Origin of the sequence: Paenibacillus tianmuensis, assembly GCF_900100345.1 — a bacterium.
Classification (GTDB): domain Bacteria; phylum Bacillota; class Bacilli; order Paenibacillales; family NBRC-103111; genus Paenibacillus_G; species Paenibacillus_G tianmuensis.
Map to the genome: position 1 here is coordinate 36,495 of NZ_FMTT01000008.1, position 18,400 is coordinate 54,894.

Annotated in this window: 21 protein-coding genes and 1 other annotated feature; of the genes, 1 reads left to right on the plus strand and 20 read right to left on the minus strand. The window is 54.7% G+C overall.

Annotated features, from left to right (window positions below):
• From BLO51_RS07695 to BLO51_RS07720, 6 genes are all read right to left on the minus strand, one after another.
• Positions 1-724 (minus strand): LysM peptidoglycan-binding domain-containing protein (locus BLO51_RS07695; protein ID WP_143006843.1); only part of this gene is annotated, 724 nt, incomplete at its 3' end.
• 367 nt (positions 725-1,091) lie between these two features.
• Positions 1,092-1,976, minus strand: a complete 885-nt coding sequence (gene pheA, locus BLO51_RS07700) for a prephenate dehydratase (RefSeq protein ID WP_090669285.1) — start codon at positions 1,974-1,976, stop codon at positions 1,092-1,094.
• Positions 1,973-2,953, minus strand: a complete 981-nt coding sequence (gene thrB / locus BLO51_RS07705) for a homoserine kinase (RefSeq protein WP_090669286.1) — start codon at positions 2,951-2,953, stop codon at positions 1,973-1,975. The genes pheA and thrB overlap by 4 nt, the downstream gene beginning before the upstream one ends.
• A gap of 16 nt (positions 2,954-2,969) precedes the next feature.
• A complete protein-coding gene (gene thrC, locus BLO51_RS07710; protein ID WP_090669293.1) occupies positions 2,970-4,031 on the minus strand; it encodes a threonine synthase in 1,062 nt (353 codons plus the stop codon).
• Between the two features lie 5 nt (positions 4,032-4,036).
• Positions 4,037-5,323, minus strand: a complete 1,287-nt coding sequence (locus BLO51_RS07715; RefSeq protein WP_090669316.1) for a homoserine dehydrogenase — start codon at positions 5,321-5,323, stop codon at positions 4,037-4,039.
• Positions 5,324-5,377: 54 nt separating this feature from the next.
• The gene (locus BLO51_RS07720; protein WP_090669318.1) at positions 5,378-5,851 is read right to left on the minus strand and encodes an ACT domain-containing protein; all 474 of its coding nucleotides are present in this window, start codon (positions 5,849-5,851) and stop codon (positions 5,378-5,380) included.
• Between the two features lie 148 nt (positions 5,852-5,999).
• Between BLO51_RS07720 and BLO51_RS07725 the strand changes: the two genes are divergently transcribed.
• Complete coding sequence (locus BLO51_RS07725; RefSeq protein WP_090669321.1) at positions 6,000-6,503, plus strand: NUDIX domain-containing protein; 504 nt, start codon at positions 6,000-6,002, stop codon at positions 6,501-6,503.
• A 104-nt stretch (positions 6,504-6,607) separates the two neighbouring features.
• On the opposite strand, the gene obgE is transcribed toward BLO51_RS07725, so the two are convergent.
• From obgE to BLO51_RS07795, 14 genes are all read right to left on the minus strand, one after another.
• Positions 6,608-7,909 (minus strand): GTPase ObgE, encoded by a 1,302-nt coding sequence (gene obgE / locus BLO51_RS07730; RefSeq protein ID WP_090669324.1) that lies wholly within the window; start codon positions 7,907-7,909, stop codon positions 6,608-6,610.
• Between the two features lie 21 nt (positions 7,910-7,930).
• On the minus strand, positions 7,931-8,566 hold the full coding sequence (locus BLO51_RS07735; RefSeq protein WP_245719574.1) for a Spo0B domain-containing protein: 636 nt from the start codon (positions 8,564-8,566) through the stop codon (positions 7,931-7,933).
• 166 nt (positions 8,567-8,732) lie between these two features.
• The gene (gene rpmA / locus BLO51_RS07740) at positions 8,733-9,044 is read right to left on the minus strand and encodes a 50S ribosomal protein L27 (protein ID WP_010498641.1); all 312 of its coding nucleotides are present in this window, start codon (positions 9,042-9,044) and stop codon (positions 8,733-8,735) included.
• A gap of 14 nt (positions 9,045-9,058) precedes the next feature.
• Complete coding sequence (locus BLO51_RS07745) at positions 9,059-9,397, minus strand: ribosomal-processing cysteine protease Prp (RefSeq protein WP_090669330.1); 339 nt, start codon at positions 9,395-9,397, stop codon at positions 9,059-9,061.
• A gap of 6 nt (positions 9,398-9,403) precedes the next feature.
• Positions 9,404-9,715, minus strand: coding sequence for a 50S ribosomal protein L21 (gene rplU / locus BLO51_RS07750; RefSeq protein WP_090669333.1), 312 nt, complete (start codon positions 9,713-9,715; stop codon positions 9,404-9,406).
• Between the two features lie 11 nt (positions 9,716-9,726).
• Positions 9,727-9,815: a sequence feature (ribosomal protein L21 leader region), on the minus strand.
• A 52-nt stretch (positions 9,816-9,867) separates the two neighbouring features.
• Entirely contained in the window at positions 9,868-11,109 is a 1,242-nt protein-coding gene (locus BLO51_RS07755) for an Rne/Rng family ribonuclease (protein ID WP_174551207.1), read from the minus strand.
• Positions 11,110-11,145: 36 nt separating this feature from the next.
• Positions 11,146-12,057 carry a site-2 protease family protein gene (locus BLO51_RS07760; protein WP_425415802.1) on the minus strand — a complete coding sequence of 304 codons (912 nt, stop codon included), beginning with the start codon at positions 12,055-12,057 and terminating at the stop codon, positions 11,146-11,148.
• The gene (locus tag BLO51_RS07765) at positions 12,050-13,018 is read right to left on the minus strand and encodes a peptidoglycan DD-metalloendopeptidase family protein (protein WP_090669339.1); all 969 of its coding nucleotides are present in this window, start codon (positions 13,016-13,018) and stop codon (positions 12,050-12,052) included. The genes BLO51_RS07760 and BLO51_RS07765 overlap by 8 nt, the downstream gene beginning before the upstream one ends.
• Before the next feature lie 171 nt (positions 13,019-13,189).
• Positions 13,190-14,344: an FtsW/RodA/SpoVE family cell cycle protein gene (locus BLO51_RS07770; RefSeq protein ID WP_090669342.1), complete on the minus strand. Its 1,155-nt coding sequence runs from the start codon at positions 14,342-14,344 to the stop codon at positions 13,190-13,192.
• 7 nt (positions 14,345-14,351) lie between these two features.
• A complete protein-coding gene (gene minD, locus BLO51_RS07775) occupies positions 14,352-15,149 on the minus strand; it encodes a septum site-determining protein MinD (RefSeq protein ID WP_090669345.1) in 798 nt (265 codons plus the stop codon).
• Between the two features lie 19 nt (positions 15,150-15,168).
• A complete protein-coding gene (gene minC, locus BLO51_RS07780) occupies positions 15,169-15,834 on the minus strand; it encodes a septum site-determining protein MinC (protein WP_090669348.1) in 666 nt (221 codons plus the stop codon).
• A 74-nt stretch (positions 15,835-15,908) separates the two neighbouring features.
• Positions 15,909-16,436 (minus strand): rod shape-determining protein MreD, encoded by a 528-nt coding sequence (gene mreD, locus BLO51_RS07785; RefSeq protein ID WP_090669351.1) that lies wholly within the window; start codon positions 16,434-16,436, stop codon positions 15,909-15,911.
• Between the two features lie 9 nt (positions 16,437-16,445).
• Positions 16,446-17,297 carry a rod shape-determining protein MreC gene (mreC, locus tag BLO51_RS07790; protein WP_090669354.1) on the minus strand — a complete coding sequence of 284 codons (852 nt, stop codon included), beginning with the start codon at positions 17,295-17,297 and terminating at the stop codon, positions 16,446-16,448.
• A gap of 29 nt (positions 17,298-17,326) precedes the next feature.
• Positions 17,327-18,361, minus strand: a complete 1,035-nt coding sequence (locus tag BLO51_RS07795) for a rod shape-determining protein (RefSeq protein ID WP_090669357.1) — start codon at positions 18,359-18,361, stop codon at positions 17,327-17,329.
• Between the last annotated feature and the right edge of the window lie 39 nt (positions 18,362-18,400).

Here is an 18,400-nt window from a genome sequence, read left to right on the forward strand (position 1 = left end):
CCGCAAACGGCGCTACGTTCAGCTGCGGGATATTTGGCTGCACCGAGAACGGTGCCACGTTCAGCTGAGGGATATTTGGCTGCACCGAGAACGGTGCCACGTTCAGCTGCGGGATATTCGGCTGCACCGATAATGGCTCCACTTTGGGCTGTGGAATATTCGGCTGAGTCGAAAATGGTGTCACATTCGGCTGCGGGATATTTGAGAGCGGCATGACGTGCGGTATGCCCAAACTCTGGAGCGGTCCCATATGCGGTGTTTCCATCTCCGGCTGCGAACCCACATTAGGCATGCCTACGTTCGGCGCAAGCGGAAGCTCCGAGATCGGTGACGCTTCGACAGGCAGCGGAGCTTGCGGTGCCGCCGTCGGGTGAAGGTTCGGGTTCGAGCCCGGCTTCGGAATGTAGACGACATCTCCGGTCATCAATACATTCGGATTTTTGAGCTGCGGGTTGGCCGCAATCATGTCCGCAAGCGGAACTCCCCACGCTTTGCCCAGCTTCCAAAGCGAGTCCCCCTGAACCACGACATGCTTATACAAATAATCCGTTGGCGGGGGGGCTACCGGCTTCGGCGCATGAGGAATTTTCACCTTCTGCCCGACATCGACGACGTTCGGATCAGTGATTTGCGGATTGGCCGCGATCAGCTTGTCGAGCTCGACGCCGTACTTTTGGGACAACCCGTAAAGCGACTCGCCTTTCTTGACGATATGAATCTTCACTGCATAAACCTCCTTCAGTTGTGCGGAAGTCGTATTGACTTAAGAAAACCGCTTGATTTCCGGCCCGGAACCGGCTCCGTGAAGCCCGCTGGCGCTCCGGAACAAAATGACATTACAGTTTATGCAGCAAAGTAGGCATTTGACCATCCGAATCGAAAAAAATGGTACGAAACCACCGGCATCTCTCACGATCCGCGATAGAGAGAAATCCCCCAGTACAAAACAAAGCTCCAAAAAAAAGAACCCTGCGTCAAGCAGGTTTCCCCCAATTCACCAGTTTACCGCAAATATCGGCACTCCCGCCGAAATTCCGCATTCTTTTTGCTGCCGTACTCGCCGTTTAGTTGAGCGACTTATGCCAAGAGAACTAGACTTTTGCCGTTTCGTTTCCGTAAGAAAACGTAGGGTAGCAGCCCATGAGCCGGACTTGGCAGCCGATGGCCTCAACTTCTTGCAGAGCCGCAGGAAGCAGCACGGAATCCATCGAAGCCTCGATGTCGATATAAAAATAATAGCTTCCCAGCTTTTTCTTCGTCGGACGCGACTCGATTTTGGACAAGTTGATGCGCCTCCAGGCAAACGCCGAGAGCACCTGATGCAGCGCCCCTGGAAAATCCTCCGGCAGCGTGACCAGGATGGTCGTTTTCCGGTCGGCCGTCTCTTTGAGCTGCGGCTTTTCGTGACCGATCAGCACGAAACGCGTGAAATTGTTCTGATGGTCCTGCACGCCCGCTGCCAGCGTTTCGAGCCCGTACAATGCCCCGGCGCCAAGCGGCGCAAGGGCGGCAGCAGCTGGATCGCCAAGCTCTCTGACCATGCGCGCCGCCTCGCCGTTGCTGCCGACAGGCTCCAGCTCGACATTGGGCAAGTGCGTACGCAGAAACTGCTGGCACTGCGCCAGTGTGACCCCGTGGGAATAAATTTTGCGGATCGCTCCGCAAGCTGCCTCCAGCTCGTCCGAACCGCCCGGCCCGCCGGGCAAACGCAGCAGATTGATCGAAATGGGATATACCCACTCCGCCTGAATCGGCAGGTCGACATTGTGTACAAGCCAGTCCACATGCAGGCTGACAGATCCCTCGAACGTATTTTCGATCGGAATCACGCTGTAATCGGTCACACCATTTACCGTCGATTCGAACACATCCGCAATCAATTTGTAATTTACATACTCAAAAACGTCCCGACCAAGATAATGATGTGCGGATTCTTCGGTGTACGTTCCAGGTCCGAGGAGCGATATTCGCTTCATGCCCGGTTCTCTCCCTTTATCATTTCAAATAATGTTCGTCCGCTGTCCGCAGAGGTCAATCGATGCGCCTGAACTCCCGCTCTGTCGGGACTCAGCCACATCGTCGAGGCCTCGATCCCTTCTTTCTTCAACGCTCCCCGCATGAACGCCTCAAGCTCCGCCTTCCGGGAGCTGCGGCGGTCGACGAGCGCCAGCATCGTCGGACCCGCGCCGCTAAGCGCGACGCCGAGCGCGCCGTGGTTCGTCGCTTCGGCGAGGATCTTGGCAAGCCCGGGCACCAGCGGGGCACGGTAAGGCTGATGCAGCGCATCCTTCATCGCGCGCGAGATCATATCAAGCCGCCCGGTGCACAGGGCGGCTACCAGCACCGACGAATGGCCGACGTTGAAGACGGCGTTCTTGAGGCTCTGCTCGCGCGGCAGCACCCCGCGAGCTTTGTCCGTCGGCAATTGGAAGTGCGGGATTGCCACCAGCACTTCCAGCTGTTCATGCGGCTCGATGCGGATATGCTCCGCCCGCTTGCCGTCCCAGAAAGCGACGACGATACCGCCAAACAGCGAGGCCCCGACATTGTCGGGGTGCTGCTCCAGCTCCGTCGCCATTTGAAACAAATCGTCGTCGGTAAACGGACGGTCGATCAGCGCGTTAGCCGCAGCCAGCGCGCCGACAATGGCCGAAGCGCTGCTGCCGAGGCCGCGCGTCAGCGGAATGTCGCTGTACATCGCAATGTACAGCTCCGGATGACGGACACCCGCCCGCTCGAACACCATTTGGGCTACTTTGTAAATGAGATTGCTTTTATCCGCAGGCACGCCATTCATCTGGTCGCCAAAAAGCTCGATCTGCGTCGTCTCGGCAAGCCCCATCTCAATCCAAGCATACAAATTCAATGCCATTCCCAGCGTATCGAAGCCAGGGCCGAGGTTGGCCGTGCTGGCCGGCACCTTGACGCGCACTCTCCTGCTGCCGTTTTCCATAGTGACCGCGACGCTCCTAACCTTCAAGCTTGCGGATCGCTTCCATGACCGCTGCTTCAGAGTCTTGCACGACCATCGGTTCCGCACTGACGCTCTTGATGGCGATGTTCGGATCTTTAAGACCGTGCCCCGTCAGCACGCAGACAACGGATTGGCCCTTCTCGAAATAGCCTTCGCTCTTCAGCTTCATGACGCCGGCGATCGACGCTGCCGAGGCCGGCTCGGCAAAGATCCCTTCACGCGCGGCAATCGTCTTGTAGGCATGCAAGATCTGCTCATCCGTCACGAAATTGATTTGACCGCCGGAATCTTTGGCTGCCGCCTCCGCACCTTTCCAGGTGGCCGGGTTGCCAATGCGGATCGCCGTTGCGATCGTTTCCGGGTTCGGGATCGGTTCGCCGCGTACGATAGCCGCCGAGCCCTCGGCTTCGAAGCCGATCATTTTCGGCAGCGACTTCGATTTGCCATTCTCGTAGTACTCCTTGAACCCTTTCCAGTAAGCGGTAATGTTGCCTGCATTGCCAACCGGAATCGCGAGATAGTCCGGCGCTTTGCCGAGCTGGTCGCACACCTCAAACGCCGCCGTCTTTTGGCCCTCGATCCGGAACGGATTGACGGAGTTCACCAGCGTGATCGGATGCTTGGCCGTAATTTCGCGTACGATCTCAAGCGCACGGTCGAAGTTTCCTTCAATGGCGATGACCTTGGCGCCGTAAATCATCGCCTGAGCCAGCTTGCCGAGCGCGATGTTGTTATTCGGGATAAGCACGATGCAGTTCAACCCGCCACGCGCCGCGTAAGCGGCTGCCGCCGCCGACGTATTACCTGTGGAGGCGCACATAATCGTGCGGCTGCCCTCTTCCATCGCTTTGGCAACGGCCATAACCATCCCGCGGTCTTTGAACGAGCCGGTCGGGTTCAGGCCCTCATATTTAAAATAAATGTCGAGGTCGAGCTCGTTCGACAAATTTTCCGCACGGACGAGCGGCGTGTTGCCTTCCTGCAGAGTGAGGAGCGGCGTATTGTCGTTCACCGGCAAATATGGTTTATAGGTCTGGAGCAGTCCCATGTATCTCATTTCGATCAGCCCTCCACTCGGTATACGCTTTTGATCGCATGAACGACGTCCATGGCTTCGAATTGTTTCAGCACCTTTTTCATCGCCGCCTTGTTGGCATCGTGCGTGACAATGATGATTTCGGCAAGCGGATTCGTTGCATTCGGGTGCTGTAGAACCGACTCCAGACTAACCCCGTGCTCGGCAAATACTTGCGTGATTTGGGAAAGCACGCCCGCTTTGTCGGCGACGTGAAGCAGGATGAAGTTTTTGGAAGCGATCTGCTCGTCGGTTTTCAGCTTCTTCTCTTTGTACGGGATGAACCCGCGGCGGCCGTTCACGCCAAGATTCAGGTTGCGGACGACAGCGACAAGGTCGGCCACAACCGACGTTGCCGTCGGCATCTCGCCCGCGCCGGGACCATAAAACATCGTCTCTCCTACCGCTTCTCCATGCACGTAGACGGCGTTGAACACTCCGTTGACGGACGCCAGCGGATGCGACGTCTTCACCATCGTCGGTTGAACGCTGATGCTGATATGCTCGTCCTGCCGTTCGGCGATGCCGAGCAGTTTAACTTCGTAACCCAAACGTTTGCCGTACGCAATATCCTCTTTGGTTACGCCGGAGATGCCCTTCACTTCCACATCCGCAAGCGCAACGTTAGCGTGAAAGCCGAGCGTGCCGAGAATCGTCATTTTCCGCGCTGCATCGAGGCCTTCGACATCGGAGGTCGGATCGGCTTCGGCGTAGCCGAGCTCCTGCGCTTCCTTCAGCACATCGGCGTAAGCCGCGCCTTCCTTACTCATTTTCGCCAAAATATAATTGGTCGTCCCATTGACGATCCCCATAATCTTCGTGATCCGGTCGGAAGAAAAGCCTTCGATCAACGTGCGGATGATCGGGATACCGCCAGCTACGCTCGCTTCGTAGAAGACGTCGCAGCCTTTCTCGGCGGCCTTCGCCAAAATTTCCGGGCTGTGCAGCGCCATCAGGTCTTTGTTTGCCGTAACGATGTGCTTGCCGCGCTCCAGCGCGCCGAGCATCAGCTGTTTCGTCAGCTCGATGCCGCCCATCACTTCGACGATGACGTCGATCTCCGGGTTCTCGATGACATCCCAGGGATTTTCCGTAAGCATATCCGACGAAACGCTGATATTGCGGGCTTTGTTTTTGTCCTGCACCAAAATTTTAACGATCTCGATCGGCGAGCCCGATTGGCTCATCAGATCATGCTGATGTCCTTCCACGATGCGAACGACCCCGGTACCGACCGTACCGAGACCAAGTAATCCAACTTTGACAGGTTTCATAGGGTTCCTCCTGATTGTAGTAGTGCATAAAGTAGATGGTCCCAAAAATGAGTTCTAGCCTTGCCCCACCAATGCGGCCCGGCTTACCCCTTCCTGGCTGCACAGCTTGTCGAGCAGCGAGGCGACGGTTTCGCCCATCATGGACGTTTCCACCGAGATGACGACGTTGGCTACGCCCTGCAGCGGGATCGTCTGGTGAATCGTCAGCACGTTGCCCTCAAGGCCCGCAATCATCGCGAGCACCCGGGACAAAATCGCCGGCCGATGCTCCAAATCCATCGAGATCGTCACGATCCGCTCCCGTTCGAGCTTGCTGAGCGGGAAAATCCCGTCCTTATACTTGTAAAAAGCGCTTCGGCTCAGCTCCACCTGCTCCACCGCTTCGTGAATGGTTTTCACCTCTCCGCGGGCCAGCAGCTCTTTGGCCTGTACTGTCTTAATCAGCGCCTCGGGCAGTATATCTTCACGCACCAAAAAGTAGCGCTCCGTCCCGATCCGGCTATCCTGAACGGCTTGTTTTTCCGGCACTGGAATAGTCCTCTCTAAAAAGACGATTGTTTTTACCTAGTGGACATTATAGCGCAAATCGCGGACTTCCCGCAATAGGCTTTTTTCGATATTTTATGATAAAGTGGTATTCAGCAAATCTGCGTTATCATAAAGGAGAGGACGAAGCTTGATACGAGCGCGTTTGATGGCTACGGCTATTTTATTTCACGGAAACGATATGTTGATGATGAAGCGCTCCCCTAACCGGACGCTGTCCCCCGGCTTGTGGGCGGCCGTTGGCGGACATATGGAGCCGCACGAAATCGGCGATCCGGCGGCGGCGGTTCTCCGGGAAATTCACGAGGAAACCGGACTGCTGGCGGAAGATATTGCGAATCTGCGGCTGCAGTACATCTTGATCCGCCTCAACCAGCAGGAGGTGCGTCAGCAGTTTATCTACACGGCCGAAGCCTTAAAAAGAGACGTCGGCTCGACCGACGAGGGGGAGCTGCATTGGATTCCGCGCCATCAGGTGCTCCATCGCGACATCCCGTTTATTTTCCGCAAGCTGCTGGAGCATTATTTTACCGAAGGGCCGAACCCCCACGTGTGGGTCGGAACGGCAGGCTACGACGAAGCCGGTAATTCTGCTGTGCATTGGACGCAGCTCATCGACCCGCAGCAGGTTTGACCTTCTTCCCGTGCGTTAAAAACAAAGAGGGCGCCCTAGAGGAGCGCCCTTTCTGAAAACAATATCACTACCAACCTCACATGAGATTGATGCTTTCGTTTGTTCTATTCCTGTTCTACGAACTCAAATTCGAAATCCCCGATGCGAATCGTCTGGCCGTCCTTCGCGCCACGCTCACGCAGCGCTTGATCGACGCCCTTCTTACGCAGAATGCGCGCAAACCGCATAACCGATTCATGAGTGCTGAAGTTGGTCCGCTTGATCAGCTTCTCAATGCTCGGACTATCGATAACAAAGACCTCGTTTTCCTGGCGAATCGTGAAGTCCTCGCCTTCCTCGGCCTCCAAGCGGTACACCTTGCGCTCCGACAATTCGACCAATTCTTCCACCATCGGCATTTCCGGAATGGTCTCCAGCTTATCGGCGACTTTGTACAATAGCTCTTGCACGCCGGTCCGGGAAAGGGCGGAAACCGGATAGATGTCCAATTCTTTGCCGATTTCGGCAAGCCTGCGCTTAAATTCGGCAAGCTGCTCCTCCGCACCGGGCATATCCATCTTATTGGCAGCGACGATCTGCGGCCGTTCTTCCAGCTTCGCGTTATAAAGATTCAGCTCGTCGTTGATTTTGACCCAATCTTCAAACGGATCGCGTCCCTCAGTCGCCGCCATGTCCACCACGTGGACAATGATCCGCGTCCGCTCGACGTGTCGCAAAAACTCGTGACCCAATCCTACTCCTTCATGGGCCCCCTCGATCAAACCGGGCAAATCCGCCATGACGAAGCTCCGTCCGTCGCCTACCTCGACCACACCGAGATTCGGAGTCAACGTCGTAAAGTGATACGCCCCGATCTTCGGCTTGGCGCCGGATACGACGGACAATAGCGTCGATTTCCCTACGCTTGGAAAGCCGACCAGACCGACGTCCGCCATGACCTTGAGTTCAAGCACCACCCAACGTTCGACGCCTTCTTCCCCGTTCTCGGCAATTTCCGGAGCCGTGTTGTTCGATGTCGCAAACCGGGTGTTGCCCCGGCCTCCCCGTCCGCCCTTGGCTACGACGACTTGCTGGCCGTGACGCGTCAGATCGGCAATGATCTCCTGCGTATCGTCGTCGATGACGACCGTTCCCGGCGGAACCCGCACGATCATATCATCCGCATTCGCCCCGTGCTGGCTTTTATTGCGGCCCTTTTCACCGCGCTGCGCTTTAAAGTGCTTCTGGTAGCGAAAATCCACAAGCGTGCGCAATCCTTCATCCACGCGGAAAATGACATCGCCGCCATCGCCGCCGTCGCCTCCGGCCGGTCCTCCCTCGGGAACGTACTTCTCCCGCCGAAAAGCAACCAGACCGTCGCCTCCGTCACCGCCTTTAACATAAATCTTCGCCTTGTCTACAAACATCAGGTTCACCCTCTTTATGTATCAATGCCGGTAGGACCACCACAATGTCCACACAGCCGTATGTTCGCTGTAATACGTTTCCAAATTTTCATGTATTTCATTTAGCAATCTTTCTTTACGCTGCAGCCGCTGTGCAGCATATTTCCCTTCGTAACGGGCCGTCAGCTTCAAACGGTCTTTCGTCCGGGCCAATCGTAATTCAAGAACATTCTCTTCGTCTTTGGAGTCGCCGGCTTCTTCTCTGAAACAAGCCAGCATCGCCATAACGGCATCGGCCGCTTCCAGCGGCTGCACAAGCTCCTGCATATGGATTTCTTCTTCCAATGCCAATTCAAGACGCAGTTCTTTAACCTCTGCCTGAAATGCAAGCAAATGCACAACTAAGGAAGGAATCCCAAGCTTGAAGACATAGCTCTCCTGCCTGACCTTCTCTTTTATCTTCTCCATTAACGGAAGCAAATTATCATACTTTTTCAACTGCACGTAGCCCATCAAAATTTGGATATCGTTCATCCAATCATGCCGGTAATGATTGAATAACCGAAGCAAACGAACGTCCGAATCCGGCCCATCGAACAAGGCCCCTAGCGCTGTCACCGGCTTCGCCGCATCGTAAAATTGTACATCATTGGTGCGACCTTGTGCGTTTGACGTCACGCTTACCCTCTCCGTTCCGGTTCGTCCTTTACCCTCCCAGTATAGCACGCTGTACGGCAAAATTCACGGTATCCCTCCAATGAACTTACCAAAATATTCCGGGTCTAATTAAGAAAAAACCCCGGCGAGCATCGTTCGCCAGGGGTTTGGACGTTGATGATGGGAATTAAACTTCCACTGCTGCGGCTACAGGAGCAGCCGACACAGGGTAGACGCTCACTTTCTTACGATCGCGGCCTAACCGTTCGAATTTCACAACGCCTTCAACCTTAGCAAAAAGCGTATCGTCCGAGCCGATTCCCACGTTGTTGCCTGGGTGAATTTTCGTTCCGCGTTGACGAACGAGGATGCTTCCTGCCGTCACTTTTTGACCGTCGGCACGCTTAACACCAAGGCGCTTCGCAATACTGTCACGGCCGTTCTTCGTGGAACCTACACCCTTTTTGGATGCGAACAACTGAAGATTCAATTGCAACATGTCTGTCTACCTCCTTACTCGAATGATGATGTATCTTGCATCGCTATATATGCACCATACGATTGTTCAATAGATCTCAGCATGACGACCATGCTTTCCAGCAAAAGTTGTACTTTTTCGTCGATGTCCGCCTCAAGCTCCACCGGAATCTTGACTTGAAGCAGCCCGTGCTTCATGCGCGTTCCAAGCTGAATTCCCATCAGCGTTTCGACGGCATTTACCGTTCCTACGGTAACGGCAGAGACGCCGGCACAAACAATGTCCTTGCCCGGTTCGTCATATTGCGCATGTCCGTCAACAGTAAAACGCTCAATCCGCCTGCCCGGCCCCCGTGTTATCGCGACCCGAATCATGGCTTCTTACGCTTGGATCTTTTCGATCACAACTTTAGTGTAAGGCTGACGATGGCCTTGCTTGCGGCGATAGTTTTTCTTCGCTTTGTATTTGTAAACGATGATTTTCTCGCCTTTGCCATGCTTTTCAACTTTACCCGATACGGAAGCGCCGGAAATAATTGGAGCGCCTACCACCAAACCGTTAGCGCCGGATACGGCCAATACGCGGTCAAACGTCACCGCTTCGCCTTCGCCTGCTTCGAGTTTTTCGATGTAAAGAACATCGCCCTCTTGGACTTTGTACTGTTTACCACCAGTTTCAATAATTGCGTACATTGTTGCACCTCCTCATGTCTCAGACTCGCCTAAAGCCAGGTGGTTTGTCCGAGCCGGACAAACGCTTGACATAACCCGCTTCGTGCGGTTACAGCATGCTATAGCAACATACCAAGATATAATATCATAAAGCGTAGGCAACATGCAACACTTTATTGACTATAGTCAACAAAACCGCTGCCTCCGCAGGTCGGACACGACTTCAGAGCCGCCGCCTCTTTGCTGTCCCGCACTTTTTTGCGCGTCAGCTCCACCAGCCCGAGCTTAGTCCAGCCGACAACGACCGTCTTCGTCCGGTCCTTCTTCGTTTCCCGCATCAGCTCCTCGAGCACCTGCTGGCGGGAGCTTTCCGTTTCCATATCGATGAAGTCGATGATGATCAGCCCTCCGATATCGCGCAGCCGCAGCAATCTCGCAATCTCTCTGGCCGCTTCGAGGTTCGTGTCGAACACCGTCTGCTCCAGATCGATCGATCCCGTGTACTTTCCCGTATTGACGTCAAAGACGGTCAGCGCCTCCGTACGGTCTACGATCAAATACCCGCCGTTGTCCAGCCAAACCTTGCGTCGGAGTCCTTGTTCGAGCTGTTTCTCCACCCCGTATTCCGCAATCGGATCGGTATGAGGGCGAAGCTTGACCCGATCAGCAAGTCCCTCGGAACGAGGGGAAGCAATAAGCCCGCGCACCTCCTGCAGCATGCGCTCAGAGCCTACTACCAGCTCCTGTACGTCGTCGCGGACCAAATCGCGAAGCAAACGCGGCAGCATTTCCAGATCGCTATAAATTTTGCGCGGCACGTCTCCGTTCGATTGGGACGTTTTCTCCAGCTGCTGCCAACGAATGCGAAGCTCCTCAAGATTGGCCGCCAGCGCTTCCTCGGGCTCTCCGAGAGCTGCCGTACGCACGATGAAGCCTTCCCCGGGCCGCAGATGACGCTCAGCCATCCGTTTCAACCGGTCGCGGTCGGCGGCGCCGTCGATTTTGCGGGATACACCGATGTAATCGGCGAACGGCATGTAGACGCCGAAGCGGCCTGGGAGCGAGAAATGTGTCGTCACGCGAGCCCCCTTGGTGCCGACAGGCTCCTTGACGACCTGAACCATAATTTGTTGTCCCACTTTGACCAAATCATGAATGGGCGGCTTTTCCTTCGGCTGCTTATCCATATGAGCTGGCAGCAAATCGTCGATATATAAAAATCCGTTGCGCTCCAGCCCGATATCGACAAAAGCCGACTGCATGCCCTGCAGCACCCGCACGACGCGCCCGATGTATATATTTCCGGCCAATTGCCCCTGATTTCGCTCGCCCTTGTAATATTCCATGAGCTTGCCGTTCTCCTGAACGGCTACCTCGGTATGCGCTTCGTCGCATTTCACCAATATACGTTTCATGTGCAGCAACACCTCGGCCTTATTGTACCATATTCTTTAGGCGAAAAGCTCGGCAAGCGACTTTCCTCTTTTTGTTTCGTCAAAGTAATGAGCGAGCACCGCGCGCTCAGGAACGACATAGCGAATGCGCCCTTTGTCATCCAGCACGTAAACCAAATGATAACGGTCGCGCATAAACAGCCGGACGACCTCGGTCACTTTACGGTTTCCCGGCACCACGATCGGTCCGGCAAGCTCTCCTTTTCCATCTCTTATGTCCTTGAACCTCGCTTCGCGATGCACCAGAAAACGCATGAAGCGGTAAGGCGTGCTGCGCCATTCGTACCAATTGGAATAGAGCAAAAACAGTCCGATCATCAGCCAATTGAGCTGTATGCCGCCTTTTTCCGAGAACAGGTGTACGCCGGCGGCGCCGATCAACAGCGCGCTTAGCAGCAGGCTGGCCCCGGCTGTCACCTGTATCGTTCGTTGATAAGGCAGCCACAGCCCGACCAGTACCTGCATAACCCTGCCTCCGTCCAGCGGCAGCACCGGAAGGAGATTGAACAAGGCGATCAGCAGATTCGCCTGTACGAAATAGGAGCCCCATGGCTCGGAAAACAGACCCACCGCAATCAAAAATGAACCGACCGCCATCATCCAGACGTTCTGCAGCGGTCCGGCCAAAGCGACGACGAGGTCCTGAGCGGCAGGAACGCCGCCGGGCTCCTCCATCGAGGCGACACCCCCGAAGGGCAGCAGCTGCACTTCTCTGATCCGCCAGCCGAAGCTTCGGGCAGCCGCGACGTGTCCGAGCTCGTGAATGAGAACGATTCCGAACAGCGTTGCCGTTTCGATAAAATATCCCGTCCAGACGGATAGCAGCAGCAGGATCGAAAACAGCGGATGAAACCGGTAGCGGATGCCAAACCATTCATTCCACGGCCTGCCTCTCCCCCGTCTAATCAAATGAAATCACGTCCATCGGATTGACGGGCTTACCGTTCTTCGAAACGGCAAAAAAGAACGTTCCCGCTCCCTGCCCCCCTGCGGGTTCCGCTACCGTACCAATCGACTCTCCTCCTTTAAACCAATCTCCCGGCTGCACCTTTCCCGGCTCCAAATGCCCGTATATCGACTCCATACCGTCTGCATGCCGAAGTACCACGGCGAATCCGATATCTTCTTTCGGACCGGCAAATGTAACCAGCCCCGTATCGATGGTCGCCACGGGCGAGCCCGTCGCCGCTTCCACAAGAACCCCGCCCTGCATCGGTGTAAACGGAGCAATGAGCTTTCCGGCGACGGGCGGAAAGTAGTGCTTTGATACAATAGCGACCTTCTGCGCCTCCGTGTGCTTCGCAGGGTTCATCGCCGGAAGAAAAGACGGTGCGCCGCCGAACTTGTTCTCGTACCATGAGGCAAGCGCGACCATATCGAACGATTCGGTTAAAGCGGCGGTTACCCACTGCTTGCCCTTGTTCGCCCAAGGACGATCGAGAAGAAACATGCCCCATACGGCAGCAAACAGCATCCCGCTTATCAACAGCCGGACCGCAAGCCGCCCGGTGCGGGAGCCCGGACGAAAAAACGATCCTCCGTCGTCCTCCCGGCTCATGCGGGATAGTTCCCGCCGCCATTTGCGGTTCCATTCCTCCTCGGGGTCGGCAGGAGCGTATAGGTCCGGCCTCAGCGGCCCCTCTTGCCGGGTATAAGGTCCGGGCAATCCGCGCGGGTCGTCGGATCGGAATTTCCATTCCCCCCCAATGCCCAAGCTATCCCGGTCCCATTCCCATTCGCGAATCTCACCTCCAGACGGAAACTCAATATGCGCATATTCCGTTTCTCTGCCTGGTCGGCGGCTTCCGCCTTCCTGCAGCTTGCGTATTTTTTCGGACCGGCGTTCCCGGACGTTTTTTCTCGTTTCCATCCCCCTACCCCTCCCGCATTCAAGCTATACTCCATCCTATGAGCTTGTACCCGCAAATATACGGACAAGGAGTAGGAATAAACGGGCTCGGTTCTGTGAAACCTCATCTTTTCTTTATACAAAAAAACACCCTTTAGCAGGGTGCTTCACATCGCTTCGTATCATCTTTGTTCACTCGTCCTCAAGCAGCTTGTCATCATGCAGCCGCACGCTCATGACGAGTCCCATCGCAATCATGTTGATCAGCAGCGAGGTTCCCCCGTAACTGATGAACGGCAACGTTATACCGGTCACAGGCATAATGCCGATCCACATGCTGATGTTTTCGAAAATTTGGAAAACCATCATGGAGACGATACCGATAATAATGTAGGTACCGGCGAGGTGGTTGCAGTAAATTGAGATGAGAATCATGCGGTAAATCAATACAAAATACATCAGCAGCAAAACGGACGCTCCGACAAAACCGAACTCTTCGCCGACAACTACGAATATCGCATCCGTGTAGACGACGGGAATGCGGTTGCTATGAACGGACGATCCGTTCAAATACCCTTCCCCGAGCAGCGAGCCTGAGCCGATGGCGCGGATGGCATTGTCCACCTGCCATTTGTCGTCCTTGCTGGCCGTTTCCGGACTAATAAATGTATTGATGCGGTCCATCCAGTGGGTCGGCCATTTTTGGGCCTGGAAAAACTGCTGAATATCTGTATGATAATTCTCAAACAAGTACAAGAACAAATAGGCAGCCCCAGCGATGACCAGTGCCCCAATCAGCAAATAGCTTAGCCTCATGTTGCCGATCCAGTACATTCCGCACAAGATGACAACCAAAATCATCGCATTGCCAAGGTCCGGCTGGACCGCGACCAGAACTACGGGGATGAACGTAATCAAGCCGATGGGAATGACATCCTGAAGCAGCCCAAGCGGCTCCCCTTTGCGCCTAGCAATGAACATCGCCAGCGTTAGAATCAAAATAATTTTAAATAATTCCACGGGCTGAAAGTCGAGCTTGACGACCGGAAGCGAAAACCAGCCTCTGGCCCCGCCGATCTTTTCACCGAACATTAAAACGGCAATGAGAAGAAACACGCCGAATCCGTATAAATAAAAGGAAACTTTGGTCAGTATCCTGTAGTCGATCAAGGTCGTAACCAAAAAAGCAATAATGGATACGATGTAAATAACGATTATTTTTGTCGGTTCAAACGTAATGGTTCTTGAGTTCAGCGTCGCGCTGTACACGAGCATCGTGCTGATGACCATGAAGGCGAGAAGTATGACTACGATGGGCACATCGATTTTTTTCAGCTTGTGCAGCACCTGACGTTCATCCTATTCCGAGAAACTTTTTCATCTTATTGAATACGCCGGTTTTCTCTTCCATGGGCATCAGCGGTACCGAATCGCCAAGCATCCGCCGGGCGATATTGCGGTAAGCGATCGCTGCGCGCGAATCCGGATTCATCACGGTAGGCTCACCGAGATTCGCAGCTTTAATGACATACTCGTCATCCGGAACGATGCCAAGCAGATCGATGGCAAGGACAGAGCAAATTTCGTCGATATCGAGCATTTCGCCTTTTTTGACCATATTCGGACGAATGCGGTTGATCACGAGCTTCGGCGACTCGACGTTCGGCTCTTTTTCCAAAAGACCGATGATGCGGTCGGCATCCCGTACGGCGGCGTTTTCCGGCGTCGTGACGACGATCGCTTTGTCTGCGCCCGCAACCGCATTCTTGAAGCCTTGCTCGATGCCGGCCGGACAATCGATAATCACAAAGTCGAAATCGCGCTTGAGCTCGACCACAATTTGCCGAACCGCTTCCGGCGAAATCGCGTGCTTGTCTTTCGTCTGGGCGGCCGGCAGCATATACAGCTCATCGAAGCGCTTATCTTTCACAAGCGCTTGCGGCAGTCGGCACCGTCCTTCGGCGACATCGATCAAGTCGTATATAATGCGGTTTTCAAGGCCCATCACGACGTCCAAGTTGCGGAGACCGATGTCCGTATCAACCATGACGACCTTTTTCCCCTGCAGCGCCAAAGCCGTTCCGATATTTGCGGACGTCGTCGTTTTGCCGACGCCCCCTTTGCCGGACGTGATAACGATTGCCTCTCCCATAGGTCCCACTCCTTTACCATCAAGCGTGTACATTCAAGCCGAACTTGTGCAAATGATGGATTTTGTCGATTTCCATTTTGCCGTCCTTCACGTATGCGAATTCCATGTACGTATCGAAAGCGTCCCCAAGACCCCATTCGTCGGGAGGACGGCTTATAATTCCCGCGATGCGAAGCTGCGTCGGCCTCATGTGAGAAGCGGCGATCACGGACCTTTCGTCTCCGTCGACCCCCGCATGCGCCATGCCGCGGAGCGAACCCATCACATAAATGCTGCCCGAGCTGATGATAGCTCCGCCCGGGTTAATGTCCCCTAAATATAAAATGTCGCCCTCATGCGAAAACGTCTGCCCCGAACGGACGATCCCCCGAACGATTTTCACGTCCGGGGTCCCTTGCGGCGCTCGCTCGTGCGAAGGATCCGCCGTCTCTACGGATTGGACAAGCAGGTTGCCCTTTTGACTGATGATGCTGCGCACCAGTTCCCGCTGCTCCTCGGTCACCGCCCGATTGCCGAGCTTGACATACACATGAATGATCGGACCGGTTAATATTTGCTGGTGCGTCTTCTCCAGCTTGTGTCTCAACTCGGCGACCACATCGGAAAACTCGCACGCATCATCGAGCAAAAACACCAATCCGTCCTTCACACCTTTGATCGTCACATGATGTTTAGCTGCCGCCATAACCGCTCCTACCTCCTAAGCCTATACAATTCGGCTTGGCGCGGGCGTTCTCCTGCTGCCTTGCGTTAAAAAAATTATTCCATTTCCTCCGTCTGCTTCACCGGAAGACCCTCGAAAAGCTTCCGGATCGGCACGTAGATGGCAAGCGCAAACAACAGGTTGATCAGCATGCTTGGCAGCATCTGATGAAGGAATACCCACTCTAAGTTCGTATGTGTGACACGAAACAGCCGTAACAAACCGTAGATCGCCATATCGTAAAACAAATTGCCGAGCCCGATCACGATCATGCTGATCACGATGCTTGAATAAATGCGTCCTTGTAGCATGCCGGCCAAATATCCGGCAAGGCCCATTCCGAACGATACCGGCCCGAGCATGGGCGAATAATAGATGAAGTCATGCAGCATACCAAAAACGAGGCCGTAAACGAGCGCCGTATGCCGATTGATATACAATCCGATAAATAAAACGATAACAAGTACGAAATGCGGGTCCACCTGAACCTTCGTTTGCCAGGCGACGGGAACGAGCCACGGGAGAAGCGTTCCTTCGAGCAAAAACAAAACGGAGAGAATCAACCATAATTTTTTATGATTCATCGGCTCACCTTAACCTTCCGGCATCTCGATGACGAAGACTTCGCGAAGATGGTTGAAGGACGCAAACGGCGCGATCTCCGCTACGTGGGTGACTGAATCGCCCTCGTACCGTTCCGTCACTTTGCCGATTTCAATGCCGTTCGGGAAAACAAGCCCTTTCCCGGCCGTAATGATCGTGTCCCCTGGCTGTAGCTTATCTTGCGGGTCGATTTTTGTCATAATCAGCTTCTGTTTATCGGGATCATACCGCTCGATTATTCCGAACGATTCATTCTCTCTTCCTTTGACGGACGCGGAAATTGCCTTGGAGTTCGAAGTGGCCTTGTCGTCGATTCCTGTAAGCAGTTGGACGTCGGAATAGAAATTGGAAACCGCAACGACGCGGCCGATCAAGCCTTCAACCGACTGAACGGCCATGTTCGGGCGGATGCCGTCTTTTTCTCCCAAATTGATCGTAATCGTCTTGTTCGATTGCTGAAACGTCACCACTTCGGCAATCCGGAAATTGTACTTGTTCATCGACTTTTGCCGCTCCGTGAAGCCAAGCGCCGCCTGCAGCCGCTCGTTCTGCAGCTCCAAATCGTTCAGGCGCGTCGTGTCGCGGGCGTATCTGGATAACGTTTCCCGCAGTACCGTATTTTCTTCATGAAGCGTACGCAGCCGATTCACATCTTCGAAAACGCCGGCTACAAAGGCGACCGGCTTATAAATCAATCCTTGTGTCCATGCGAGGGCATCCTTAACAAATTTCTCCGGCCAAGTTTTATAGCCCGGTTGACCAAAGGTCAATCCCATCAGCGCAATAAAACAGATGAGGCCGAGCATCAGGATCAGCAGTCTTTTATTCCCCAGTAGTTTCAATGGCTACACCTTCCAACCTGAGGCTGCGTTTAGCGCCTGGACCTGCTTGTAGGGCCGCTTCTCGTCTTGAACAAATGAATGTTCTCCAGTGCGCGCCCGGTGCCGATAGCCACGCAATCCAAAGGATTCTCGGCGACCAGCACCGGCATGCCGGTTTCGCGGGACAGCAGCTTATCCAGATTGCGGAGCAAGCCCCCGCCGCCGGTCAGCACAATGCCGCGGTCCATAATGTCGGCCGCCAGTTCCGGCGGGCATTTCTCAAGCGTAACCTTGACGGCCTCTACGATGCTGTTCACCGTATCGCCAAGCGCCTCGGTAATCTCGTCGGATGTCACAGCCATCGTTTTAGGCAGGCCGGACACGAGATCGCGGCCGCGGATTTCAAGACGGGTCGGTGGCTCCAACGGCAGTGCCGAGCCGATCTCCATCTTGATCTGCTCCGCCGTGCGCTCGCCGATCATCAAATTGTATGTGCGTTTAATATATTGGATGACCGCTTCATCCATCTCGTCGCCGGCCACACGGATCGAACGGCTGGTGACGATGCCGCCGAGGGAAATGACGGCGACCTCGGTCGTCCCCCCGCCGATATCCACCACCATGCTACCGGTCGGCTCCCATACCGGAAGATCGGCGCCGATGGCCGCAGCGAACGGCTCTTCGATCGTGAACGCATCTCGGGCGCCGGCTTGGCGCGTCGCATCTTCTACCGCGCGCTTCTCCACTGCGGTAATTCCCGAGGGAACGCACACCATAACGCTCGGATGACGTTGGAACAAGACGCGCTGTTTCTGCGCTTGACGGAGGAAATATCTGATCATCGTCGACGTGGTCTCGAAATCGGCAATGACGCCGTCCTTCATCGGGCGGATCGCGCGGATATTGCCCGGCGTTCTGCCAATCATCTTCTTCGCGTCATTGCCTACGGCCTCGATCGTTTTTGTATCCGTGCGAATCGCGACGACAGACGGCTCGCGCACGACGATGCCTTTGCCTTTGACATAAACTAGCGTATTTGCGGTTCCCAGGTCGATACCCAAGTCTTTTGTGAATCCTCCGAACATGGTTGGTGCTCCCTTCTCTATTTGAGGCGCTGATCACGC